Below are 23,596 nucleotides of genomic sequence, written 5' to 3'. Positions count from 1 at the left end.
GGCTTACCTCGACTGCGCCATTCGACGCGGAGGCAGCGTGGAACCCGCAGAAGGCTTCAGCGGGTCCGAGGCGCCAGACTGCGCGCGTCTTGCCGTCGGCTCCGGCGCGGCCCCCTTGCTACCGTTCGAAGAACTGCTGCCTGCCTTGGTCCGAGCCATTGCTGCATCCAGCATGGAAGGCCCGATTGATGATTCGGCTGCGGCTGCCAGTATGCGCCGTGCCTCGAGGTAGGCCGGATGGACCGGCAAGCGGTTGTGCGCCTGACTCTCCACGTAGCGCATGAAGACATCGATGGCGTCGACGCCTGCCGGAATCGCAAACTTTCCGTGAGTACACGCCTGGCAAATTGCAGCACGTAGCGACAGGCTGTGCGGCGACATGTTCCAAGGCGGTGCTGCCCGCAAAACGCCGAGTGACATACCGTCCAGCGTGGAGGCAAGCGCCACCCGGCAGTCATCCTCCTTGTGGCAGACCACCCAGATCTCGGATCCGACAAGGTCGTGCCGGTTATGCAGCACGTCGTTGGTATAACGGCCGTAATGGAACTCAACGAACGGGGCACGCCCGCTTTTAGCGCCCCCGCGCACGATGCAGCGCTTGCGGATGCTGAATAGCGTGTCCACGATAGCGGGGTCGGCTCGCCGGAAGCTCTGCTGGGAATGGTGGTACAAGAACTTCGCATACGCGAGCGGCGTGCGGTTACCAATCCCGCTGTGCGGTGTCGCGTTGTAGTTGGCAATGAGCACGTCCAGCAACTCTTCCGCATATTCGTACTGGAATCGACTCGCCAGGGCGACCTCTTCCGGCTGTCTTCCCTTGCGGTCCTGGAAATTGGCGCCGGTGGTGTTGGAAAGACGCTGAAATCCCTGTCCGGCCAGATTGCGGAAAAACGACTCGATGAACGGGCGGTCATCCTTGCTTCGACGTTTCGAGAACGAGGTCTTCGGGTCCAGTAGCGTGGAGCCGACGCTGTCGCGCAGCGCATCCCGCACGTGCTGACAAGTCTCGGCAAGCGCACCATCTACGCTGGTCTCGTCCCAGCATAGCCCGACGAAATCGCTACCCAAAGCGGAAAGAAGCCCGGCTTCAGGCAGATACGGCGTATCGCAAAAACTGACCGGGCGCAGGCACCATCTGCCCAATGCCCGCTTCAGCGCGCGCATGACGTCATCTTTCGATACTTCCCGTCTCACGCTGAAGTAGTACCCTAGCACCGCGCGCGAAACGACCTCCAGGATCACAACGACCCAGAGACGATGAACGATCTTCTCCTTGAAACCGCCCCCCATGAGGGGAAGCGACACGCAGAAACGTCCGTCTAGCTTGTGCGCGTCCATCTCGACGCGTTGCATGAACCTCAGCACCGGCCGCCCGGTTCCGTCACCGGACCTCAGCTTCAAAGCCAAATTCGGCCCGCCACTCGCCGCGGCCAGCGCCCTTGGGTGGGCCGACAGCACCTTGTCGATATACCGACAGATCGAAGAGTAGCCAAGGCTCGATGTGTTGAACGGCCATTCGTTTCGCGCTTCGTACCCGAAGCTACGCAATTGGTCCAGAAACCACGCGCAATGACGCCTTCTCGACTGTTTAGTTTCGACTAGCCGCTTGGCTGAGGCGCTCGTGAGGATACGCGCCTCAAATGCCTGACGAAGCGCCGGCTGGCAGTCCAGCAGCGCCTGCATCGCGCCCGCAGCGCCGCGGCCGAACGGGTCGACATGGACCTTCCTGCTACGACGGTATGGCTTGACTCGGAGCCATGGCACAAGTCCGCGCCAGCCATAAGGACGCCCGTCGGGATGCGTCTCAAGGCAGCGCTCCCGGATGAGACGATAGGCCTGTCTTGCGCCAATTGACGTCAGCCGCCTGATGCTTTCGCCCGAGGCACCGAAAAGATACAGCGAAACCGCCTGCTTTCTCGCAAGGTACAGGACGCGTCGGTCACCAGTAAGCGCTCCCTCGTCGGGGCTGGCCCAGTGGGCAGTGTCGACGGTTCGCCCGTCTATCATCCGGCGGGAGTAATAGGAATTGTGCCTCTTTTGAATTTCAAGTGGGTGGTATCGTGGCGGGTTTCAGGTAAAGAGCAACAAGAGCGATGCATAGCAAACTGTTTGAAGCAGCCCTTGGCATAAGCGATCCGTGGTTCGTCCGGGAAGTCGACTTCAACGCGCAAACCAAGACGTTGACGATCCAGATTGACTTTGTCGCCGGCAGCCGCTTTTCCCACCCGGAGGTCGCCGGTGGGCACCCGGTTCACGACACGGTGACCAAACGCTATCGGCACCTGAACTTCTTCGAGCACGACTGCTATCTGGAAGTCCGCACGCCACGCGTGAAGCTTCCCGACGGCCGCGTGGTGTTGGTCGAGCCGGACTGGGCTGGCAAGCTCTCTGGCTTCACGTTGCTGTTTGAAGCCATGGTGGTGGCGCTTGCGCAGCAGATGCCGTTTTCTGCTGTAGCCAGAACGGTGGGTGAGTCGTGGCATCGCGTGTACGCTATCTGCGAGCGCTATGTCGACCTCGCGGTGGCCGAACTCGATCTGGCCGGCGTGACCGCTGCCGCCGTTGACGAAACGTCCTACAGGCGCGGTCACAACTACCTGACGCTTGTCGCTGATGCCGACGCGCGTAAGGTCGTGTTTGTGACCGAAGGCAAGGATGCTGCCACGGTTGGCAAGTTCGCTGCACATCTGCGCGAGAACAACGCTGCGCCTGAGCAGATCGGGGTGGTCAGTATCGACATGTCGCCGGCGTTCATCAAGGGCGTCAGCGAGCATTTGCCCAACGCGCGCATCACCTTCGACAAGTTCCATGTCGTGGCTCACGCTTCTGCAGCCGTGGACAAGACCCGGCGTATCGAACAGAAGACCGATCCAAGCCTCAAAGGCCTGCGCTGGACGCTGCTCAAGGATCGCGACGGGTTGCCAGCCGCGCAGCGTGCCGATCTCGACGCGTTGATCGCCAACGTCACGACCAAACGCACTGCCCGTGCCTGGCTGTATCGCGAGCAGTTGCGCGAAATCCTTGAGCGCAAGCAGATCAACGTTGTTTCCGCAATGCTCGAGCAGTGGTGCACGAACGTCATGCGATCCAAGGTCGAGCCAATGAAGGAGGTCGCGCGCATGATCCGCAAGCATTTCGACGGTATCGTTGCATGGACCCAGACGCGCCAGACCAATGGCTTCCTGGAGGCGCTCAACGGCCTGTTCCAAGCCGCCAAGCGCAAGGCCCGCGGTTATGTGAGCTTCAAAACCATGCGCACCGTGATCTTCCTGATCGCCGGAAAGCTCGACTTCTCCGCGATCAACCCGCATGCCGCATAACCCACTCATTTTTCAAAAGAGCCGGAATTGTCGTCAATGCCGTCTTCCATGCGACGCTCCAAAATGGGCCGATCGCCTAAGAGGCGACGGTTATAAACCTTAGGGCACCTTCGGGAAAAATCGCACGACGAGAATGGAACAAACGTTGGCGAAGATACAAAATTGCTTCGAATGTTCGCCGGGGGAACAAAATGGTGCAGAATTTCGTGAAGTAAATTTGTTCTCGCACGCCCGGGCTGCGTCGATTTCACGGCCACGTCTCGGATACAAAATTGTGCAAACTAACGCCTGATTTTGGAATCACCCGCACATCCACCCTACCCGCCTGCGTCCCGCCCTCTCGCCGCCCTGCCCACGCCGCTGGAGCAGTTGCGGCTGCCGTCGGCGCTGTCCGGGCGCGACGGCCGCAACCGCGCGCCCACCACCGGCACGCGAATCGCCGCGGGCGACGACCTAGCCGCCGTGACCGCCTGGCTCGCGCGCTATGCCGACAGCGTGGCGACGGTCGCCACCTATCGCCGCGAGGTTGAACGGCTAATCCTGTGGGCCGTGCTCCAGTTGGGCAAACCCTTGTCCTCGCTGACCCATGAAGACCTGCTCGTCTACGAGCGCTTCCTTGCCGATCCGCAACCGGCCGCGCGCTGGGTGCTGGCCGGTAGCAAGAAACTCGCACGCAACCATCCGGACTGGCGCCCGTTTGCCGGGCCACTGTCACCCGGCAGCGTGCGCCAGGCGCTGGTGATCCTGAACGCGCTGTTCGCCTGGCTGACCGAGGCGGGTTACCTGGGCGGCAACCCGCTCGCCCTCGCCCGCCGCCGCCGCGCGCCCACTCAGGCGCGCATCACCCGCTATCTGAGCCACGACCTGTGGGATACGGTCAAGGACGCCGTCGCGGCAATGCCGACCGAGACGGCGCGGGAACGCCTGCACGCGGCGCGCTGCCGCTGGGTATTAACCGTGCTCTATCTGGGCGGCCTGCGTGCCTCCGAACTGACGGCCACCACCATGGGCGCGTTCTTCTGCCGACGCGATTCCCACGGAACCGAGCGCTGGTGGCTGGAGGTGAACGGCAAAGGCAACAAGATTCGGCTGGTGCCGGCGACCGATGAGCTGATTGCCGAACTGGCGCGCTACCGCCGCGCCTACGCGTTGCCGCCTACCCCGCAGTTCGGGGAGACGCGTCCACTGGTGCTGCCGGTAATTGGAAAAGCAGGCAGCGAGAAAGCGCTGTCGCGCGGCGCGCTGCACCTGATTCTCAAAGAGGTGTTCGGCCAGGCGGCCGCGCGCCTGCGGGCGCGCGGGCCCGAATGGGAACCACAAGCAGCGGTGCTGGCCAGCGCCTCGGCGCACTGGCTGCGCCACACCGCCGGCTCGCACATGACCGACCAGCAGGTCGACCTGCGTTTTGTGCGCGACAACTTCGGGCACAGCTCGCTGTCAACGACGAGCGGTTATCTGCACAGCGAGGAGGATGCGCGGCATGAGGCCACGCAGGAGCGGCATCGGATCGGGTGGTGCAGCAACAACTGACGTAGGACCTGGGCGCTGGCTCGGGCGCGTGCCGCGCGCCCGCTTCGTCCTTCGGGCCGGGCGCGCTCGGATGGACAACGACATGTGATGGTGCGGTCGATTCGACGTGTTGTTGATCGATCTAAAGGATAGCGAAGGCAAATTGCTAGGGCTCGGCCCCAACACACATGTCGGTCGCGTTCTGCCCGAATTTTTTCGGTTCAGGGCAGACTATTGTGGATTTTGAAACCGATCGTTGCGAGCGTAAGGGTTTACCGCCACAAGGGAAATCCCTAATATGGCGCTCATCGAATGCCGCAGTGCAACAAGCACTAAACCAAAGGGAATGGCATTCACCAGTTTAAAGAAAGAGGTAAGCCATGAATACCAATCGCCGGGCCCTAGTCGCTGTCACCACACTCGCTGCCACCCTGGCGGCCGCTCCGGTGTTTGCCAAGAGTGGCAAATTCGATACTTACACTGACGGCGCGCGGTCTGGTAAGTACGATGTTTACACTGACGGCGCAAAAAGCGGCAAATTCGACACTTATACGGACGGCGCCAGGTACTACATTGCATCCGACCGCGCCGCCCTCTAAGGGCTGCAAGTCCGAGCGCAGAGACCTCCCCCAACCTGATTCACCTCCCCGAACCCCACACTTCCCCAGAGTGTGGGATTTTTACCTTTCAGGAACCGGAACTTTCTGTTGCAGATCGATATTTCCGCCAATGGCGGTCACAGTTTCCGCCAATATCGAAATGGGAGTGGCCAAACGCGGGGGCGCGGTTTATACCGTACAGTCCACAACCGCATATGGCATGTGTGGAGCCAATGGACTACTGCAGGTTCGATGTGCCGTTCTCAACGGCGAGGACGATTCGAGAACCTCCTCATGGCACTCCGAGGTCTGCGTGGCACTGATGCATACTCGAAGAACCGGCTGCGTGAACGCGTGCTCAAAGAATCGTCCATCGCATGTGCCCGTTCCTTTTCATGCGCTGGCCAATGACATAGTCGACCACCGATTCTGCTCCCGCGCTTGAAATCGGCAGCCCCTGAGCCCGCCGCTGCTGATAGTTTGCGAGATAGCGAGAGCAACAGCGAAGGTAACGAATCACGCGTCCTAGTGGATTGCGAGCGCCAACCCAACCTGTGTCCCGTCGCAGCGACTCCAGCCTCTCCAAGCACCGCTTCGACTCACCGTGCCACAACAGCCATTTCGCTTTGTGCATGCCAATGTGATACCAGTCCAGCACGCGGGCCGTTGCCGATGGCAACTTGCACGCGAAACTAATATCATCGCCGCCATCACTGATGACTGTGACCGGGGCCTGGGGCCCGATGCCAACAGACTGTAAGAACGCCTGCTGACGCAGCCCTTGGCTAGGGTCATGCCCTACTGCGTAGGCATGCGCATGGGTACGAGGAGTCTTGGGCCAAATCAGCTTGGAGGCGACCACGGGAGTCCATCGCTTACCATCCTGCTGCCGCGGCGTCTTGATATAACCTGCATCGATCTGCAGACCAATCGGCGTCCCGGTTAATGGCGAGCTTCGCGGTGGCGCGGTCACAGCCGACATCACCATCGTTGCACGTTGCGCCTCTTGCTCCAGCCGCTGCCCGACCCGGCCTACATTCAACTTAACGCTCGAGCATGGGAGTTCCCGTCCGCCGGCAAACGCGTCGCGTAGAAAGATCTGTGCCAAACGATAAGACATCACGCTTGCATATCGGCACTGCAGCCAGGTCCACTGGGGATGTACGCGTTCTGGTAACGCCTGTGCCAGCGGGGAAAGCGTGCCCTTGTTACTTGAGCAGTAACCGCATGCGCTGCAGTAAGAGTAAAAGCGCGGGCTTCGCAGCCTCGCCTTGCCAAAAGCGGTGCGATAGACCAAGGATTTTGTGTCCTTGATGACAAGCCTGCCTCCGCACAGTTGACAGCGACCGGTAATCCGGATGAACTGGTCCACCTGCTCGGTCAAGACCACAGTCTGAAGCTGTCGCAGGATCTCTTGTGACTCGCGAATGAACAGGCCCAGTCCTGAGGCCGGAGCGACATCGGCATTGCGCTCGATCACCGCAACTTCAATCACCTTAGAGGGCTGTTCGCCCGCCCGCTCAATACAGGCTTGGATCGAGATGCGCATGGCGGTCTCCGGTAGTCTCAGTACACAATAGACCCCTTTCCTGACGGATTTGCCCCCCGTTTTTGGCCACTCCCCACGCCGCCCAGGTCGATGAGGGCCATGTCGTTGTCAAATTTTTTCGCGATGCGTGCAGGTATGGCCAGGCACATGTTCTACCCTCTCGTCAGTTGGGCGCCCGCTGCAGCGCCACCCAGACCTGACCGAGGGCAATGCCTCCGTCATTGGGCGGCAGCTGGCGCGCTGTCAGCACGGTCAGTCCCCGCGCCGCCAGGCGCCGGCACAGGTTGCGGGCGAGGATGTGGTTGAGGAAGCAGCCGCCGCCGAAGACGACCGTGCGCACGCCGGTGACCTGGACGGTCGCGACGGTCCAGGCTTCCAGCGCCGCCACCAGGGTGGCGTGGAACTGTGCCGCGCCGCGCGCGGCATTCGTTTCGGCGGACAGCGCCTCGAGCAGCGGCAGCAGATCCAGGGTGTTGCCCGCATCGATGCGCCAGGCATCGGGCAGCGCCAGCGCCTTGTATGTACCCCCGCCGCTGCGCGGCACCCCCCCGAGGGAGTGAGCAACCGTCTTGGGGCGGCCCGGCGACGGTTGCTCGCCCCAGCTCTCGGCCAACCCTTCCAGCAGCATCGCCGCCTGCCCCTCGTAGGCCATGGTTTCCCGTGTGCCGAGCAGGCCGGCGGCGGCGTCGAACCAGCGGCCCATGCTGGAGGAGAGGGGCGCGTTAAGCCGCTGGGCCAGCATGCGGTTCACCATCGGCGCCCCCGGCTGCCGCGGGAAGCGCCCCTCGATCTCCTCGCCGCGGCCCATCGCATGCAGCGCCGCAGCGGCCATGCGCCAGGGCTCCCGCGCGGCGCGATCGCCGCCAGGTAGCGGCAGCTCGCGCAAGTGACCGAGGCGCTTACAGGCGCCGCCGTCCACCAGCAGCAGTTCGCCACCCCACGCCTGCCCGTCGTCGCCCAGGCCGACGCCGTCCAGCGCCAGGCCGATGGCGGGTTCGTCCGAGCCGTGCTCGGCCAGCACCGCCGCAATATGGGCATGATGGTGCTGCACGGCGACGGCAGGCACCCCCCATTGCGCCGCCAGCTCCGCTGCGTGGCGTGTGCTGAAGAAGTCCGGATGCAGATCGTGGGCGACGAGCTGCGGCCGGATCTCCAGCACCCGCTGCAGATGGGCCACCGCCTCGATCAGGGCCTCGCAGGTGGCAGCGTTGCCGAGATCGCCCACATGCTGAGAGACGAAGGCCTCGTCGCCGCGCGTCAGGCACACCGTGTTCTTGAAGGAGCCGCCCAGCGCCAGCACCGAGGGGCCGCTGCGCGCCAGCTTGATCGCCCGCGGCGTGTAACCCCGCGCGCGGCGAATGAACTGGACGTGAGGCGCTGGTTCGCCGTCGCCCCTCACCACCGAATCGTCACAACGCACCAGGATCTCGCGATCGTGGAGCAGGAAAGCGTCGGCGATGCCAGTGAGCCGCTGCGCCGCCTCGTCGTTGCCGGTGACCAAGGGCTCGCCGCCGGGGTTGGCGCTGGTCATCACCAGCACCAGCGACTGCGGCTGGGCGAGCCAGCCGAGGCCCTCGGGGCGGCCAGCGGCCTCGTGGAACAGCAGATACTGGAGCGGCGTGTACGGCAGCATGACGCCCAGCCAGACCAGTCCCGGCGCCACGCCCGCGAACCGCCCATCGACGCCGCTGCGCTTGCGCAGCAGAACGATGGGCCGCTCCGACGCCGTGAGCAGGGCCGCTTCACCGCTGCCGATGTCGCCCCACTGCGCCGCCGTCGCCAGGTTCGCGACCATGACGGCGAAGGGCTTCTCCTCGCGCTGCTTGCGGCTGCGCAGCCGCGCCACCGCGTCGGCATTGTGCGCGTCACAGGCGAGATGGAAGCCCCCAAGGCCCTTGATGGCGACGATCTCGCCCCGCTGCAGGCGCGCCACCGTCTCGGCGATCGGATCAACGTCCTCGACCGGCATGCCCTGGGCATTGAGCAGCGCCAGGCTGGGGCCACAGTCCGGACAGGCGTTGGGCTCGGCGTGGAAGCGGCGATGCTCGGGTGCGTTATACTCGTCGAGACAGGGCCGGCACTGGGGGAACGGCGCCATGCTGGTGGTGGCGCGGTCGTAGGGCAGCGCCCACGTCAGGGTGTAGCGCGGGCCGCACTGGGTGCAGTTGATGAAGGCGTAGCGGTAGCGCCGGTTCGCGGGGTCGAACAGCTCCGCCAGGCAGTCGGGGCATACGGCCGTGTCGTGGCCGATGGCGGTGTGCACGGCGGCATCGGAACGGCTGCTCTCGAGGATGGCAAAGCCGTCGGCGTCAACCTGTGCCGCACAGCGTTCCTCACCGATCTCATCCACCCGCGCCAGGGGCGGCGCGTCGCGGCGCAGGCGCTCGCGCAGCTCGACGAGGGCCGCGGCGCTCCCTTGGGCCTCGATGTCCACGCCGGCGCCGTCGTTGCGCACCCAGCCGGCGAGGCCCAGCTCCCGCGCCAGGCGATAGACGAAGGGCCGGAAGCCCACGCCCTGCACGACGCCGCGCACGCGGATGCGGATGCGGACGGTGCGCGGATTGCGAGGACGGCGCGGCATCAGCATGGCCGCTACACCTTGAGCGCCGCCAGTTGCGCTTCCAGCCCGGCGATGCGGCTGCGCAGTAGCTCCATGCTCTGGCTGCGCCTGGCGGCCTGGCCGGCCAGGCCATCGGCAATCCACGTCAGCCATGCGTCGAAGCCTTCACCGGTGGCGGACGAGGTCCGGATCACGTGCAGGTCCGGATTCACCCGCTTCGCATACTCGATGGCCCTCTCCACGTCGAAGGACAGGTGCGGCAGCAGGTCGCACTTGTTGAGCAGCATCAGGCTGGCGGCGCGGAACATGTCAGGATATTTCAGGGGCTTGTCCTCCCCTTCGGTGACCGAAAGGATCACCACCTTGTGGGCTTCGCCCAGGTCGAAGGCCGAAGGGCAGACCAGGTTGCCCACGTTCTCGATCAGCAGCACGCTCTCGTCCTCCGGCCGCAGTTTCTCCAGCGCGTGGCCCACCATGTGGGCATCCAGGTGGCAGCCCTTGCCGGTGTTGATCTGCAGCGCCTGCACGCCGGTGGCGCGGATGCGCTCGGCATCGAAGGAAGTCTGCTGGTCGCCTTCGATGACGGCCAGCCTGGAGGTGGACTTCAGCGCCTCGATGGTGCGCACCAGCAGGGTGGTCTTCCCGGAGCCGGGGCTCGAGACGAAGTTCAGCGCGAACACGCCGTGCTCGTCGAACCAGCGGCGGTTCTGCGCCGCGTAGGCGTTGTTCTTGCCCAGGATGTCCTGCTCGATCTTCACCATGCGCGCCTGGCTCATGCCTGGGGCATGGGCACCAGCGGGTCCGTGACCGTAATGCAGATGGTCAGTACCGCGCACGGCACGGTAGGCAGGGCCGTGGTCGTGATCGTGCTCGCCGTGATGATGGGGGGCGTGGCCATGGACGGTGCCGTCGGCATGCGCATGCTCGTCGACATGCTCCAGCTCCTGGCCTTCGATGCGGGTTTCGCCGGCGGCGCAGCCACAGTTGGTGCACATGATCCTGTCTCCTCGTCTTCTATTCCGCGTGACTTCCGCTTTCCGTCACGCCACTTCCAGATCCATGACGCGCATTTCCGTGCCGCCAGTGGGCTGCACCTGGTAGCCGCCGCACTGCGGGCAGGGATCGTACAGCGCTCCGATCGCCACCGTCTCGCTGCAGTGCAGGCACCAGCCGGCACCGGGGGTGTCCACGATCTCCAGCCGCGCGCCGTCAGCCACACTGCCGCGCACTACCTCCTCGAAGCAGAAGCGCAGCGCTTCCGGCTCGATACTGGACAGCCGGCCGATCTCCAGCCGTACTGCCGTTACGCGGGAAAAACCGTCGCGCTGCGCCACGTCCTCGACGATCTGCAGCACACCCACGGCCAGCGACATCTCATGCATGATCGGCTCCTACCATGTCGGTCACGCGCTGAGGTACCACTCGACGGGACGCACGTCGCTGGCGCTCGAGGGATATGCTTTTTTGCATTTCAGCTGGACGCGGAGAGTGACTAACCCCGTCCCCTCCCCCCCGTCGAGATGTACTCTTGCAACTCCCTCTCGTGCTCCCCGACAGTCACCACGACATGGTGAACGCGCTTGATCACCGCGCGCATGAAGTTGAAAATGAGTTCCGGATGCTCGGTGATCAGCGGTTTGATGCTTTCCGCGCTGAAGCTGAGCACGGCGGCGTCGCCCAGAGCACGAACCGATAAGGAATGCGGCGTCTGATCGATAAAACCCAGCTCGCCAACCAGGTCCCCCTTTTCCAGCACATGCACGATGGGCGCGGTGCGCTCATTGGTTTTTTCCCTGACCAGCGCCAAACGCCCATCGGTCACGATATAAAAGCTGCTTGTGACATCTCCTCTCCGGTAGAGAAACTCATCGCCCTTGAGGAGGCGTGCTTCCGCGGCGTGTTCGGCAAGAATGGCAGCGCCATCCCGGCCGATATACTCGCCCAAAGGCGCCTCGTAGATCATCGTTGCGATCCTGTCGATTTCCTGCTCTTTCATCGCGTTCTCCTTCTAACTGATTTCAGCCTCTTTTGAATTTCAAGTGGGTGGTATCGTGGCGGGTTTCAGGTAAAGAGCAACAAGAGCGATGCATAGCAAACTGTTTGAAGCAGCCCTTGGCATAAGCGATCCGTGGTTCGTCCGGGAAGTCGACTTCAACGCGCAAACCAAGACGTTGACGATCCAGATTGACTTTGTCGCCGGCAGCCGCTTTTCCCACCCGGAGGTCGCCGGTGGGCACCCGGTTCACGACACGGTGACCAAACGCTATCGGCACCTGAACTTCTTCGAGCACGACTGCTATCTGGAAGTCCGCACGCCACGCGTGAAGCTTCCCGACGGCCGCGTGGTGTTGGTCGAGCCGGACTGGGCTGGCAAGCTCTCTGGCTTCACGTTGCTGTTTGAAGCCATGGTGGTGGCGCTTGCGCAGCAGATGCCGTTTTCTGCTGTAGCCAGAACGGTGGGTGAGTCGTGGCATCGCGTGTACGCTATCTGCGAGCGCTATGTCGACCTCGCGGTGGCCGAACTCGATCTGGCCGGCGTGACCGCTGCCGCCGTTGACGAAACGTCCTACAGGCGCGGTCACAACTACCTGACGCTTGTCGCTGATGCCGACGCGCGTAAGGTCGTGTTTGTGACCGAAGGCAAGGATGCTGCCACGGTTGGCAAGTTCGCTGCACATCTGCGCGAGAACAACGCTGCGCCTGAGCAGATCGGGGTGGTCAGTATCGACATGTCGCCGGCGTTCATCAAGGGCGTCAGCGAGCATTTGCCCAACGCGCGCATCACCTTCGACAAGTTCCATGTCGTGGCTCACGCTTCTGCAGCCGTGGACAAGACCCGGCGTATCGAACAGAAGACCGATCCAAGCCTCAAAGGCCTGCGCTGGACGCTGCTCAAGGATCGCGACGGGTTGCCAGCCGCGCAGCGTGCCGATCTCGACGCGTTGATCGCCAACGTCACGACCAAACGCACTGCCCGTGCCTGGCTGTATCGCGAGCAGTTGCGCGAAATCCTTGAGCGCAAGCAGATCAACGTTGTTTCCGCAATGCTCGAGCAGTGGTGCACGAACGTCATGCGATCCAAGGTCGAGCCAATGAAGGAGGTCGCGCGCATGATCCGCAAGCATTTCGACGGTATCGTTGCATGGACCCAGACGCGCCAGACCAATGGCTTCCTGGAGGCGCTCAACGGCCTGTTCCAAGCCGCCAAGCGCAAGGCCCGCGGTTATGTGAGCTTCAAAACCATGCGCACCGTGATCTTCCTGATCGCCGGAAAGCTCGACTTCTCCGCGATCAACCCGCATGCCGCATAACCCACTCATTTTTCAAAAGAGCCTGATTTCACGAGGTTTGACGCTCGGCCCGCATCGAGAAATGGGCGATCGCATCGTCCAGGTTATGCCGTGCCTGCGGTGTCAGCCCCATGCGGAGCTCCCACTCGTAGCCCCGGATCGCCAGCACATAGACTTCCGGCAAGCACTGAAAGCACCTTTGGCAGGTCGCCATGATCGACGGAATCGAGATCGCGTGCGACGTAAAGCTGAAGTCCATCCGTGGTTCCGCGCGCTCCAGGCTGAATGACGCCACCGACGCATCTTTCGTGGCATCGATGAACAACACCTTTCTCTTGCGGCTGATCAGGTCGGCATCCTCGAGGTGAAGCTGATAATGCCGCTGAACCTCCGCCCCGGAGCAGAGGGACTCCGCTTCCAGTCGGTCGATGAAAGCCCACCCCAATCCGTCGTCCTGCCGACCCACGTTGCCGATTCCGTAGATCAGCGTCGACGGATCATCGAAATCGGCAAGGGTCACATAGGGAAACTCAGCGGGCGCGTTCATCGATCAGGCGCCCCGCCGCGTCAAAGACCGAGACCACCAGCGGCATCTGCCCCAGGGCGTGTGTCGCGCAGCTCAGGCATGGATCGTAGGCGCGAATACCCACCTCGATGGCATTCATCATGCCCTCGGTGATTTCGCCATGTCCGCCCAGGTAGTCCTCGGCGACGCTGCGCACCGTGCGATTCATGACCTGGTTGTTCTGGGTGGTGGCGACGACCAGGTTGGCGAACGTGATATTGCCGCGCTCATCGGCACGATAATGGTGAAGCAAGGTACCGCGTGGCGCTTCGACCACGCCGACGCCTTCACCTGTCCACGCATTGGGGGGCGGTGTCAACACCAGCTGATCCTTCTGCAGGTCCGGGTCATGCAGCAGTTCTTTGACCACCTCCGCGGCGTGGAGGATCTCGATGGCCCGTGCCCAGTTAGTATGCAGCGTCATGTTGTTCGTCCGCCCCTTCGTGTAGGCGTGGAACCGTTCCAGCGCCTCCTGCGCGAGCGGTGTCGGGAGCGACTTCGTCACGTTCATGCGGCCAAGCGGCCCCACGCGCACCGATCCCTGCTCTCTCCCAAGCTCCTTGAGGTAGGGGAACTTCATGTAGCTCCATTCCTCCACCGCTTCGGAGAAATGATCCAGATAGTCGTGATAGTCGAATTCACGGACGATGTGCTTGTCGTCGTCGATGATCCTCAGCCTGCCGTGGTAGTAGTCCACGTTGTCGTCGTCGCCGACCAGGCACATGCTGAGCGCGGGCACGTCCGCGAAACTATCGACCTGCGCCCGGTGTTTCTGATGGAAGTCGTAGAACAGGCGCAGGCCATCCTGCGCGTAATCGATGACCTGATCCACCGACAGAAGGCCCTCCTCCCCGTTCAGGAAACGGTCGCGCTCGGCGATGCTCAGGTTGTTGTTGACGCCTCCCGGCACCGAATTGATGCCGTGCATCTTCTTGCCGAACACCGCCTTGATGACTTCCTGTCCCCATTTGCGCAACATCACGACGCGCTTCACCAAGTCGGGATTGGCCTCGATCAGGCCGAGCACGTTGCGCTGTGCGGGCGGCGCGTCCATGCCAAACAGCATCTCCGGCACGATCAGGTAGAAATAGGCGGTCGTATGGGACTGGAGCATCTGCGCGTAGTGGCCGAGCCGGCGCATTTTCTCCGCCGTCGGGGTGACATGGATGCCGGACTTCAAGCCGACGCCGACCATGTCATCCAGCGCCTTGGCCCCGCACAGATGGTGACTGACGAAACAGATGCCGCAGATGCGCTGCAGGAACATCGGCGCCTCCCAGAAGGGATGGCCCTGAACGAACTTTTCAAAGCCCCGGAACTCCACGACGTGCAGCTTTGCGTCGACGACCTTGTTGTCGTCATCCAGGTGCACCACCACCTTGCCGTGACCCTCGATGCGGGTCACCGGGTCGATAACCAGTTTTCTGCTCATAACAAACCCTCCGTTAATCAATCGTAGCGATTGATCGAGCTCGGCAAATCGAATGGCCGTCCATTCACCAGATCGTCCAGCACCTTGAAGATGGCATCTCCATCCGGGGGACAACCCGGAATGAAATAATCCATCTTGACCACCTCATGACAAGGGTAGACCTTGGTGGTGATCCTCGGGATATCGGGATGGAATGGAACGACGGCCTTGGCGCCCGGGACGGCAGTCGCCGAGTTGACATAAGCCTCTGCCAGACAATCTTTCAGCTCGAAGACGTTGCGCATCGCCGGCACACCGCCCCACACCGCGCACGCCCCGACCGAAATCAGGATGTCGCAGTTCTCGCGAAAGTGCTCCAGCGTTTCGATGTTCTCCTCGCTCGAGACGCCACCTTCCACGAAGCCGATCGCACAGCGCTCCGGAATTCGTTTGATATCGGTCAGCGACGAGCGGAGGAGGGTGACTTTCTCCAACAGCGGCAGGAGCCGCTCGTCCATGTCGAGAAAGGACAAGGTACACCCCCAGCAGCCGCACAGACCGATCGTGGCCACCTTGATCTTGCCTTCACGGTTCGCGGCCAGCGCCGGATCCATCGGCGTCGCAGGCAATTCGTGCGACGCAATCTCGTCTTTGTGGGGGGCTCTCATTTGTCTTCTCCTTCCAGCGCGCGTGCGCGCACCGACTGGATTTCGTACTTGCGTCGTCCGATGGGATCGTCATAACCGACCCGTTTCTCGAGAATGGTGCCCACCGGGCAGATCGCAACCGCCTCTTTGACTTGCTCCGGCGGCATGGCGTTCGCCAGTTCGGCATCGATCTCGATGCGCGACTCGGGACCCCGATGGCTGATGCTGAAGATCTTCCGGCCGCTTGCCTTGTCGCGGATGAACTCGACACAGCGCTGACAGAAGATGCACCGATCCCGCTCGAGCCAGATCTTTTCGGACGCGTGGTCCACCACGCGGACCGGGAACCGGTACGGAAAGCGCGAGACCATCATGTCCACCTCGTAGCCGACCGCCTGCAACTGGCAACGGCCGCTCTTCTCGCAACTCGGGCAGTTGTGGTTGCCTTCCGCGAACAGGAATTCGACCAGCGCCTTGCGCATGTCGACCAATTCGGGGTCGTTGACCTCGACATTCAGGCCCTTCGAGACCCGCACCGTACATGCCGCGGCGACATTGCCATTCACCTTGACCGAACACACCCGGCAGGTGCCGAGGCAGGGCTTGTCCTTGAGGTAGCACAGCGTCGGGATGTAAACGCCGTTCTCTGCGGCAACATCCACCAGCGTTCGTCCTTCCTCGGTCGTGAGCGTCTTGCCGTCGATCGTAATTTGAATGCTCATCTTGTCACCTCTTCCAGATCCTTCAGCGCCTTCTCATACCCGCCCAAGGCGGTATCGAGATCGAACGATGGCAGCAGCGGGCCCTCGTGCCTCACCAGCTTGTTCTGATAGATCTCGGGGAATTTCTCCAGCGTCGTCAGGATGGGCTTGGGCGATGTGGCCCCAAGGCCACATCGACTGGTCCTCCGCACCAGCGCTCCCCAACTGACCATATCGTCCAGATCCTTCTGGCAGGCCTTGCCCGCGATGACCCATTCGACCTTCCGGTGCAGATCAACGTTGCCGGCGCGACATGGCACACAAATGCCGCAGGACTCTTCGACGAAGAACTGCATGTGGTCACGCACGATTTCCAGCAGGTCGCGCTTGCAGTTGAAAATGGTGAAGGCGCCATTGCACGAAAGATCTTCGTACGCGAGCTTGCGCTCACCGTCCTTTGCCACCGACACGCATTCACCGGAAGGACCGCTGATCTGGACGGCCCGCGCGTCCCGCGCTCCGACCATCGCCAGCACTTCGTTGAGGGTGACCCCCCATTCCACCTCGTAGATGCCAGGCTTGCTGCAATCGCCAGCCACGCTCAGCAGCCGGGTGCCGGCCGAGTCTGGCGTTCCCATCGCCCGGAACCAGTCCGCGCCTTCCTCCATGATCCGCGACACGGCGGCAAAGGTCTCAACGTTGTTGACGCTGGTGGGCTTGCCCAGATACCCTTGCTGCACCGGGAACGGAGGTTTCACCCGTGGCGTGCCCCGTTTCCCCTCGCAGGACTCGATGAGCGCCGATTCGTCGCCGCAGATATAAGCGCCGGCCCCCATCTGAATACGGATATCGAAATCAAAGCCCGCCCGGCCACCGATAGCGCGCCCCAGCAACCCGTCCTCCCGAAGTTCCTGAAGCTGTCGCTCCAGATAATCCTTGAGGTAGAAGTATTCCCCCCGCAGATAGACGATACCCTTGCGGCAGCCGATCGCATACGCGGCGATAACCATTCCGACGAAAACCTTCTTGGGAGCGCGTGTCAGGAGGACCCTATCCTTGAACGTGCCGGGCTCACCTTCGTCGGCGTTGCAGATTACATACTTCTGCTCGCTTTCGGCATCCCGACACAGCCGCCACTTCAGCCCGGTCGAGAACCCTGCGCCGCCACGTCCGCGCAGCCTGGAGTCGACGATGGTCTCAATCACTTGTTCGGGCTTGAGCAGCAGGCATTGGTCGAGCAAAGATCTCAAATCCGTCCGGCCACGGAAGAACACCGGCCCCTTGGTGCGGACATTGGACTCGACCATGGCATCGACATAGGCGATGTCCTGACTGGGCAAACCGGCCGGGTTCGCGATCTCGGCCGGCGATCGTCCTTGTTTCAACTGCGCGATGATGTCCGTGATCTTTCCGGGTCGCAGGCGGGTGAATACCACCTTATCGATCAGCATCGCCGGTTCCTGATCGCTGAGTCCGATACAGGGGGTGTCGAACAGGCCAAACATCCCATTCGGGTCGGTTTCGCCGAAGCGAATCCCAGTCTCGCGTTCGAGCGCCTCACGCACCGCCTGATAGCCGTTGATCTTGGCAATCACGGAATTGCACAAGTAAATCCGATACTTGCCCGACGGCTTGTCAAGGAAAAAGTGGTAGAACGACGCCGTTTCGCGAATGTCCAGCGGGGACAGCTTCAACCCAGCCCCCAGTTGCGGCAGTACCGCATCGGGAATGTGCCCATACTCATGCTGAACATCCCAAAGTATGTCGATCAGCCGTGTACGGTCTGAGCGGTAGCGCTCGAGTATTGTCGTGATACGACTATCCATGTTGTCTCCTCCTTACTAATGTTCGCCCCTTGCTTGGTGCGTCACTTCGATGCGCAGGTGGAACGCAGGATGTGCGCCAATTTCGCAGGGCCTAAGGGAAACCACCAGGAGGCCCGGCTAAGTGCTTGTCGAGAAAGGAAATTCTTGACGTCGCTCAAGCCGTTTCCAGAACGGCCATCCGGCGGGTGGCAGCGGCATTGCCATTGGGTCGGCCGATGTGGCAAGGCTGCTTCCGCTTGGCGGGCAAGTCTGTGCAAGCTTGTGCCAGCGCCTCTCATTGGGTGCGCGGCCGATTTGGTAAGTAGACCCGGGGAATCGCACCCCGAGCACCGGGTGACCGGAGGCAGTCACCCGCCTCCGGTTCCCACAGAACGTAGCGTGCGGATTTCCCGCAGGAGAGGGTTTTTTTGGTTGGCGATCGCGGCTACGAACCTATGAGCAGGACCCGATGAGGTCTGGCCGCCGATCTCGGCGCCCAGGTGTTTCGGATCGGCGGCGATCGTGCGCAGGGTTTCGGCGCTGGTGCGGAACAGGATGTCATAGAGATTCTTGTTTTGATAGGCGAGCGCCGCGATGGGGTCGGGCACCGTGAAGACCACATGGAAATACTCGACCTCGGGCAGCAGCTCAGCCTGCCGGTGTTCGAGCCATTGCGCGCGGGCGAGCGACTGGCACTTCGGGCAGGCGCGATGCCGGCAGGTAATGGGTTGCTCTCCATTACCTGCCGCAACCGGCATTGCCCCAAGTGCCAAGCCAGCGCGGCACGTCGCTGGCTCGAAGCGCGCAGTGACGATCTGCTGCCCGTGGAGTACTACCACGTCGTGTTCACGCTGCCCGCGCCCATCAGCGCCATCGCGTGGTACAACAAGGCGGTGATCTACGGCCTGTTGTTTGATGTCGCCGCCGACACCCTGCGCACCATCGCCGCCGACCCGAAGCACCTCGGCGCGCAGATTGGCGCCACCCTGGTGCTGCACACCTGGGGATCGGCACTCACGCATCATCCGCACGTGCACGGCATCGTCCCCGGCGGCGGCCTGTCACTGGACGGCGAACGGTGGGTGGCTTGCCGCCCCGGCTTCTTCCTGCCGGTGCGCGTGCTCTCCCGCCTGTTCCGACGCCGCTTCCTCGAGGCCCTCCAGGCCGCGCATGGTCGGGGGCAATTGCGGTTCTTCGGTGACTACGCCACGCTCGCCGATCCAGCCGCCTTCGCGCAGTGGATCGCGCCGCTTCGCGAATGGGTGGTCTATGCCACGCGACCTTCGCCGGGCCCGAGGCGGTACTGGCCTACCTGTCGCGCTATACCCACCGCGTGGCGATCTCCAACCAGCGCCTGCTCGCCCTGGACGAGCGTGGCGTGACCTTCCGCTGGAAGGACTACCGGGCCAAAGGGCGCACCCGCTACAAGACCATGACGCTGGATGTCGGTGATCTAGCCCCCGAAGAGTGGAGTTCTTAGCCCTGTGTTCAAATACGAGCAAGGAGCTAAGACATGTCAGGCAAGCAAACGCGAGCGAAATACACACAGGAATACAAATTGGAGGCGGTTCGCCAAGTGAGGGCCGGCCAATCGATTGCGGTCACGGCCAAGGTTCTCGGCATTCCCAAGGGTAGCCTTGGGGCTTGGATGCGTCAGAGTGAAAAGGGAGAACTGGCGGCAGGGACGATTGGCAAGCCGGTGACCGTCACGCCTGAGCAGATGGAACCTCGCTCGCAACACCCAGCAGAGCTACCGCGACACGCTGTGCCAACTGATCCCTTTCGTTTCAGGTCAAGCCCACAAACCGGTCGACCGGCTGGCAATGACAGATATGTCGGCCGAGATCGTCCGGGACTTCCTCTCAGATATCGAAGTCCGTCGCGGATGCAGCGTCGCGACGCGGAATCAGCGTCTGGCTGCTATCCATGCTTTGGCTCGATTCGTTGGCGAGCACAGCCCGGAACATATCCAATGGTGCACCCAGTTGCGCTGCATCCCGTACAAGAAGACTACAAGAGCGGTGGTGCCCTATCTCGACAAGGCTGAAATGGATGCGCTCCTTGCTTGCCCAGATCGACGTACATCTCAAGGTCGACGTGACTACGCCCTGCTGCTGTTTCTCTACAATGCCGGTGTGCGGGCGGACGAGGCAGCCCACCTGACCATCGGCAACGTCGATGCGATCTCCAGCAGCGTGAGCGTTCTCGGCAAGATAAGAAACAGCGCCAGTGTCCGCTATGGCCCGACACCGTGCAAGAGTTGTGCAACCTCGCTGGCCAACGACCACCGCAGGAACGGGTATTCCTCAATCGCTGTGGGCAACCCCTGACGCGTTTCGGTATTCACGCGGTCGTAGAGCGCTACGCTGTCAAGGCGCGAGCCAATATGCCCTCGCTCGCATCCAAGCGCGTCAGCCCGCACAGCATTAGACATTCAACAGCGACCCACCTGCTTCGATCCGGCGTCGATATCAACACAGTACGGGCGTGGCTTGGTCATGTCTCTATCGATACGACCAACGTTTACGCCGAAATTGATTTGGAGATGAAGGCTAACGCCCTGGCGCGGCTTACTATCGCTAGCGATCGAGAGGCGATTAGGCGGTGGGCCAAAGATCCCGCGTTGATGGCGTTTCTCCGGTCCTTGTAGCAGGCTTTTTATGTGGCGTTCGGCCGGCCGGATCCCGTCAGGATCGCGGCACGGGCGCCGCAAGACCACATTTGAGCCAACACCACATATCGCACTACGCTCTTCAGCAGTTGATTCACAGCACCGCGATAGCTTGCAACGCCCGATAGGGAAGATGCAGCTTTGGTCGCATTAATGGGAACCGCTTCTTGATTTCCTGGAATGCCTCCCAGGTGACGCCGCCTGAACGACTCCGGCTACTCAGCATTTTGCGCCAGTAACGCTCCACCGCTCTATGTACCTTCTGCAACGCCCGGAAGTTCCCCACAATGCCATAGTACGCGTAGGCCGCGTAATACCCGATTGAGCTTGTCAGCTTGCTCTCGAATCGATAAATGCCTCACTTGCCGCATCAGGTCACCGGCTTCGTACGGAGATTGAGGTCACACTGCGGCGCCAGCGCGACAGCCAGGAGTATGTGGACACCTTGCGGTCGTGCCTGGACGAAGTGGGACGCCTGACCCTGCTGGTGGAGGACCTGCTGATGCTGGCCAGACTCGACGCGGGCCAGGAGCATCCCAGCGGGCAGACTGTCGCGCTCAACGCCGTGGTCCAGGAGACGCTGCGCCGTGTGGAACCCAGTGCCCGCGAGCGGCAGATAACGCTCGTCGTCAATGCAACATCGCCCGTTGACGGAAAAGTCGCACGAGGGCCGGTCAGCCTGGTGCTGGCCAATCTTCTGGACAACGCGCTAAAGTTCTCGCCGCCGGGCGGCAAGATCATAGTCGACTGTGCCACCGACCAGTTGGATGCCGTCCTCAGCGTGGCGGACGAGGGCCCCGGCATACTGGAAAGCGAGCTGCCCTATCTGTTTGACCGGTTCTACCGGGGCGCCGGCGCGCGGGCCGGGACAGCGGAGGGCGTGGGGCTGGGCCTGGCTCTTTCACAAGAGGTCATACGCGCCTATGGTGGCCACATCGAGGCCGGCAACGTGCCCGGCAGTGGCGCGGTGTTCTCGCTGAGGGTGCCACTGGCCGCATAGCCAGCACCGCTTCGCCCCGCGTCGTTCAGCGGCTCATCAGCGGCTTGCCAAACACGCTGCATACGCCGGCACGAAGGCCGGCGCAGGTCCTTCGCGCTTGGGCACTACTCTTCCTGGAACGCTTCCTCGCGCTTGGCCTTGATCGATGGCAGGGCAACGATGCCAACCAGCAGCGCGGCGGCAATCAGCAGGCTGAGCGACAGCGGACCGGTCACGAACACAGTGAACGTCCCGCGCGACAGCAACAGCGTCCGGCGGAAGTTCTCCTCCATCATCGGTCCCAGCACAAAGCCCAGCAGCAGTGGTGCCGGCTCGCACTGGAGCTTGATGAACAGGTAGCCGATCACACCGAAGCCAGCCGCGGTGAAGACGTCGAAGGTCTGGTTGTTGACCGAGAAGACGCCGATGCAGCAGAACACCAGGATGGCCGGGTACAGGTAGCGGTAAGGCACTTGCAGCAGCTTCACCCAGATCCCGATCAGCGGCAGGTTCAGGATGATCAGCATCAGGTTGCCGATCCACATCGAGGCGATCAGGCCCCAGAATAGCGCGGGGTTGCTGGTCATCACCTGCGGGCCGGGCTGGATGTTGTGGATGGCCATCGCGCCCACCATCAGCGCCATCACGGCGTTGGGCGGAATGCCCAGCGTCAGCAGCGGGATAAAGGAGGTCTGCGCCGCGGCGTTATTGGCCGACTCCGGACCTGCCACGCCTTCGATGGCGCCCTTGCCGAACTCTTGCGAGTACTTCGAGGTCTTCTTTTCCAGCGAGTAAGCTGCGAACGAAGCCAGCGCCGCACCGCCGCCGGGCAGGATGCCCAGAATGGAGCCTAGCGCGGTACCGCGCAGCGGCGGGTGCCATGCGCCTGAAGTCCGCCTTGGAGGGCCATAGATTGGTGACGTGATCGGTAAAGGTCTCGCGGTGTTCTTTCTGTTCGAGGTTGGCGATGATCTCGGCAAAGCCGAACATGCCCATGGCCAGCGCGACGAAGTCGATGCCATCGGTCAGTTCAGGGACATCAAAGGAGAAACGCGCGGCGCCCGAGTTCACGTCGGTGCCGACCAGGCCCAGCAGAAGCCCCAGCACGATCATTGCCACCGCCTCCGGGAGCGAACCGGAGGCCAGCACTACGGCGCCGATCAGGCCCAGGCACATCAGCGAGAAGTACTCGGCGGGGCCGAACTTGAACGCCAGTTCCGACAGCGGCGTGGCAAACGCTGCCAGGATCAGTGTAGACACGCAGCCGGCGAAGAAGGAGCCGATGCCGGCGGTGGCCAGCGCCACCCCCGCTCGTCCCCGCCGCGCCATCTGGTAGCCATCGATGGTGGTCACCACCGATGACGACTCGCCCGGCAGGTTGACCAGGATGGCGGTAGTGGAGCCGCCATATTGCGCGCCGTAGTAGATACCGGCCAGCATGATCAGCGCGGCCACCGGCGGCAGCGTGTAGGTCACCGGCAGCAGCATGGCGATGGTGGCCAGCGGACCGATGCCCGGCAGCACGCGTACCGAGCACGCAGCCGAGGAAGCAGTTGGCCAGGTTCTGCAGCGTTAGCGCCGTGGAGAATCCAAGGGCCAGGTGTTCGAATAGTTCCATTTTTTGGCCGACTCCTTAACCAGTAATGAAAGCCGGCCACAGTCCAACCCGACCAGGATGAACATCAGGCCGGAGGCTAATCCTTTGGGCTGCGTAGGCGCAAAACGATACTCCTCAAAGTACTTGAAATGCGGCACTGCGCGCAGCCTCAGGCGCAGGGTGTTCCTGGCATGCAGACGCATGCTGGCAGGGATGGGTCGAACCGTAGTGAGCCGATCTTTCAGCCAGCTTTCAATCGTCATGACTCTGGGGTATGTCCCGATATGCTCGCTAGCGCAGGTAGGCAAGGCATCACCTCATGATGCTTCACACGGAAGCGCGTGAGCGCCGCGACGGCGTGGCGCGCTACACCATGAACCTGGCATTTCTGAC

The 23,596-nt window shown here is 62.4% G+C and carries 17 protein-coding genes and 5 pseudogenes; 8 read left to right on the top strand and 14 right to left on the bottom strand.

Annotated elements, in window-relative coordinates; genetic code table 11:
- Nucleotides 1–3 precede the first annotated feature (3 nt).
- On the bottom strand, nt 4–1,683 hold the full coding sequence (locus tag I6H87_RS32660) for a hypothetical protein (protein ID WP_231881537.1): 1,680 nt from the start codon (nt 1,681–1,683) through the stop codon (nt 4–6).
- 410 nt (nt 1,684–2,093) lie between these two features.
- Between I6H87_RS32660 and I6H87_RS32655 the strand changes: the two genes are divergently transcribed.
- From I6H87_RS32655 to I6H87_RS32645, 3 genes are all read left to right on the top strand, one after another.
- Complete coding sequence (locus I6H87_RS32655) at nt 2,094–3,320, top strand: ISL3-like element ISAe1 family transposase (protein WP_011153965.1); 1,227 nt, start codon at nt 2,094–2,096, stop codon at nt 3,318–3,320.
- 369 nt (nt 3,321–3,689) lie between these two features.
- Nucleotides 3,690–4,850, top strand: a complete 1,161-nt coding sequence (locus I6H87_RS32650; protein WP_011154021.1) for a tyrosine-type recombinase/integrase — start codon at nt 3,690–3,692, stop codon at nt 4,848–4,850.
- Between the two features lie 359 nt (nt 4,851–5,209).
- A complete protein-coding gene (locus I6H87_RS32645) occupies nt 5,210–5,428 on the top strand; it encodes a hypothetical protein (protein WP_011154020.1) in 219 nt (72 codons plus the stop codon).
- 358 nt (nt 5,429–5,786) lie between these two features.
- Here I6H87_RS32645 and I6H87_RS32640 read toward each other — a convergent pair whose 3' ends face one another.
- The 5 genes from I6H87_RS32640 to I6H87_RS32620 form a co-directional block, all read right to left on the bottom strand.
- Nucleotides 5,787–6,977, bottom strand: a complete 1,191-nt coding sequence (locus I6H87_RS32640) for a hypothetical protein (protein WP_011154019.1) — start codon at nt 6,975–6,977, stop codon at nt 5,787–5,789.
- 163 nt (nt 6,978–7,140) lie between these two features.
- Entirely contained in the window at nt 7,141–9,564 is a 2,424-nt protein-coding gene (gene hypF, locus I6H87_RS32635; RefSeq protein WP_011154018.1) for a carbamoyltransferase HypF, read from the bottom strand.
- Between the two features lie 5 nt (nt 9,565–9,569).
- A complete protein-coding gene (hypB, locus tag I6H87_RS32630) occupies nt 9,570–10,532 on the bottom strand; it encodes a hydrogenase nickel incorporation protein HypB (RefSeq protein ID WP_011154017.1) in 963 nt (320 codons plus the stop codon).
- Nucleotides 10,533–10,577: 45 nt separating this feature from the next.
- Nucleotides 10,578–10,919 carry a hydrogenase maturation nickel metallochaperone HypA gene (gene hypA, locus I6H87_RS32625; protein ID WP_011154016.1) on the bottom strand — a complete coding sequence of 114 codons (342 nt, stop codon included), beginning with the start codon at nt 10,917–10,919 and terminating at the stop codon, nt 10,578–10,580.
- A gap of 110 nt (nt 10,920–11,029) precedes the next feature.
- Nucleotides 11,030–11,533 (bottom strand): Crp/Fnr family transcriptional regulator, encoded by a 504-nt coding sequence (locus I6H87_RS32620; protein WP_011154015.1) that lies wholly within the window; start codon nt 11,531–11,533, stop codon nt 11,030–11,032.
- An 88-nt stretch (nt 11,534–11,621) separates the two neighbouring features.
- Between I6H87_RS32620 and I6H87_RS32615 the strand changes: the two genes are divergently transcribed.
- Entirely contained in the window at nt 11,622–12,848 is a 1,227-nt protein-coding gene (locus I6H87_RS32615; protein ID WP_011153965.1) for an ISL3-like element ISAe1 family transposase, read from the top strand.
- Between the two features lie 28 nt (nt 12,849–12,876).
- Here the strand turns inward: I6H87_RS32615 and I6H87_RS32610 are convergent, their stop codons facing one another.
- The 6 genes and pseudogenes from I6H87_RS32610 to I6H87_RS32585 form a co-directional block, all read right to left on the bottom strand.
- A complete protein-coding gene (locus I6H87_RS32610; RefSeq protein ID WP_011154014.1) occupies nt 12,877–13,374 on the bottom strand; it encodes a hydrogenase maturation protease in 498 nt (165 codons plus the stop codon).
- Nucleotides 13,358–14,824, bottom strand: coding sequence for a bidirectional NAD-reducing hydrogenase subunit HoxH (gene hoxH, locus I6H87_RS32605; RefSeq protein ID WP_011154013.1), 1,467 nt, complete (start codon nt 14,822–14,824; stop codon nt 13,358–13,360). The genes I6H87_RS32610 and hoxH overlap by 17 nt, the downstream gene beginning before the upstream one ends.
- A gap of 17 nt (nt 14,825–14,841) precedes the next feature.
- Nucleotides 14,842–15,471 carry an NADH-quinone oxidoreductase subunit B family protein gene (locus tag I6H87_RS32600; RefSeq protein ID WP_011154012.1) on the bottom strand — a complete coding sequence of 210 codons (630 nt, stop codon included), beginning with the start codon at nt 15,469–15,471 and terminating at the stop codon, nt 14,842–14,844.
- The gene (hoxU, locus tag I6H87_RS32595; protein WP_011154011.1) at nt 15,468–16,172 is read right to left on the bottom strand and encodes a bidirectional NAD-reducing hydrogenase diaphorase subunit HoxU; all 705 of its coding nucleotides are present in this window, start codon (nt 16,170–16,172) and stop codon (nt 15,468–15,470) included. The genes I6H87_RS32600 and hoxU overlap by 4 nt, the downstream gene beginning before the upstream one ends.
- Nucleotides 16,169–17,977: a bidirectional NAD-reducing hydrogenase diaphorase subunit HoxF gene (hoxF, locus tag I6H87_RS32590; RefSeq protein WP_011154010.1), complete on the bottom strand. Its 1,809-nt coding sequence runs from the start codon at nt 17,975–17,977 to the stop codon at nt 16,169–16,171. Before hoxF ends, hoxU begins: the two co-directional genes overlap by 4 nt.
- A gap of 461 nt (nt 17,978–18,438) precedes the next feature.
- A pseudogene (locus tag I6H87_RS32585) lies at nt 18,439–18,675 on the bottom strand (transposase zinc-binding domain-containing protein); the annotation flags it as partial.
- On the opposite strand from I6H87_RS32585, the pseudogene I6H87_RS32580 reads away from it, so the two are divergent.
- The 4 genes and pseudogenes from I6H87_RS32580 to I6H87_RS32570 all read left to right on the top strand — a co-directional run.
- Nucleotides 18,577–19,409, top strand: a pseudogene (locus I6H87_RS32580) (IS91 family transposase); the annotation flags it as partial. The pseudogenes I6H87_RS32585 and I6H87_RS32580 overlap by 99 nt on opposite strands.
- A 60-nt stretch (nt 19,410–19,469) precedes the next feature.
- Nucleotides 19,470–19,682, top strand: a pseudogene (locus I6H87_RS34580) (transposase); the annotation flags it as partial.
- A pseudogene (locus I6H87_RS34575) lies at nt 19,669–20,606 on the top strand (tyrosine-type recombinase/integrase). The pseudogenes I6H87_RS34580 and I6H87_RS34575, both read left to right, overlap by 14 nt.
- Nucleotides 20,607–21,063: 457 nt before the next feature.
- On the top strand, nt 21,064–21,627 hold the full coding sequence (locus tag I6H87_RS32570; RefSeq protein WP_011154003.1) for a sensor histidine kinase: 564 nt from the start codon (nt 21,064–21,066) through the stop codon (nt 21,625–21,627).
- A gap of 104 nt (nt 21,628–21,731) precedes the next feature.
- Here I6H87_RS32570 and I6H87_RS32565 read toward each other — a convergent pair.
- Together I6H87_RS32565 and I6H87_RS32560 are read right to left on the bottom strand one after the other, a co-directional pair.
- Nucleotides 21,732–23,224: pseudogene (locus I6H87_RS32565) on the bottom strand (tripartite tricarboxylate transporter permease).
- Nucleotides 23,179–23,466 carry a hypothetical protein gene (locus tag I6H87_RS32560; RefSeq protein WP_136227928.1) on the bottom strand — a complete coding sequence of 96 codons (288 nt, stop codon included), beginning with the start codon at nt 23,464–23,466 and terminating at the stop codon, nt 23,179–23,181. The pseudogene I6H87_RS32565 and the gene I6H87_RS32560 overlap by 46 nt, the downstream one beginning before the upstream one ends.
- Nucleotides 23,467–23,596 lie beyond the last annotated feature (130 nt).

The organism is Cupriavidus necator, assembly GCF_016127575.1.
Classification (GTDB): Bacteria; Pseudomonadota; Gammaproteobacteria; order Burkholderiales; family Burkholderiaceae; genus Cupriavidus; species Cupriavidus necator_D.
This window is presented reverse-complemented; position numbering and strand designations above follow the sequence as displayed.

Excerpts from the sequence above, each read along its gene's own strand:
- hoxH (WP_011154013.1), bottom strand. The coding sequence starts at position 14,824 with ATGAGCAGAAAACTGGTTATCGACCCGGTGACCCGCATCGAGGGTCAC.
- I6H87_RS32645 (WP_011154020.1), top strand. The coding sequence starts at position 5,210 with ATGAATACCAATCGCCGGGCCCTAGTCGCTGTCACCACACTCGCTGCC.
- I6H87_RS32640 (WP_011154019.1), bottom strand. The coding sequence starts at position 6,977 with ATGCGCATCTCGATCCAAGCCTGTATTGAGCGGGCGGGCGAACAGCCC.
- hoxU (WP_011154011.1), bottom strand. The coding sequence starts at position 16,172 with ATGAGCATTCAAATTACGATCGACGGCAAGACGCTCACGACCGAGGAA.
- hoxF (WP_011154010.1), bottom strand. The coding sequence starts at position 17,977 with ATGGATAGTCGTATCACGACAATACTCGAGCGCTACCGCTCAGACCGT.
- I6H87_RS32655 (WP_011153965.1), top strand. The coding sequence starts at position 2,094 with ATGCATAGCAAACTGTTTGAAGCAGCCCTTGGCATAAGCGATCCGTGG.
- hypA (WP_011154016.1), bottom strand. The coding sequence starts at position 10,919 with ATGCATGAGATGTCGCTGGCCGTGGGTGTGCTGCAGATCGTCGAGGAC.
- I6H87_RS32600 (WP_011154012.1), bottom strand. The coding sequence starts at position 15,471 with ATGAGAGCCCCCCACAAAGACGAGATTGCGTCGCACGAATTGCCTGCG.
- I6H87_RS32560 (WP_136227928.1), bottom strand. The coding sequence starts at position 23,466 with ATGACGATTGAAAGCTGGCTGAAAGATCGGCTCACTACGGTTCGACCC.
- hypB (WP_011154017.1), bottom strand. The coding sequence starts at position 10,532 with ATGTGCACCAACTGTGGCTGCGCCGCCGGCGAAACCCGCATCGAAGGC.
- hypF (WP_011154018.1), bottom strand. The coding sequence starts at position 9,564 with ATGCTGATGCCGCGCCGTCCTCGCAATCCGCGCACCGTCCGCATCCGC.
- I6H87_RS32620 (WP_011154015.1), bottom strand. The coding sequence starts at position 11,533 with ATGAAAGAGCAGGAAATCGACAGGATCGCAACGATGATCTACGAGGCG.
- I6H87_RS32660 (WP_231881537.1), bottom strand. The coding sequence starts at position 1,683 with ATGCAGGCGCTGCTGGACTGCCAGCCGGCGCTTCGTCAGGCATTTGAG.
- I6H87_RS32610 (WP_011154014.1), bottom strand. The coding sequence starts at position 13,374 with ATGAACGCGCCCGCTGAGTTTCCCTATGTGACCCTTGCCGATTTCGAT.
- I6H87_RS32615 (WP_011153965.1), top strand. The coding sequence starts at position 11,622 with ATGCATAGCAAACTGTTTGAAGCAGCCCTTGGCATAAGCGATCCGTGG.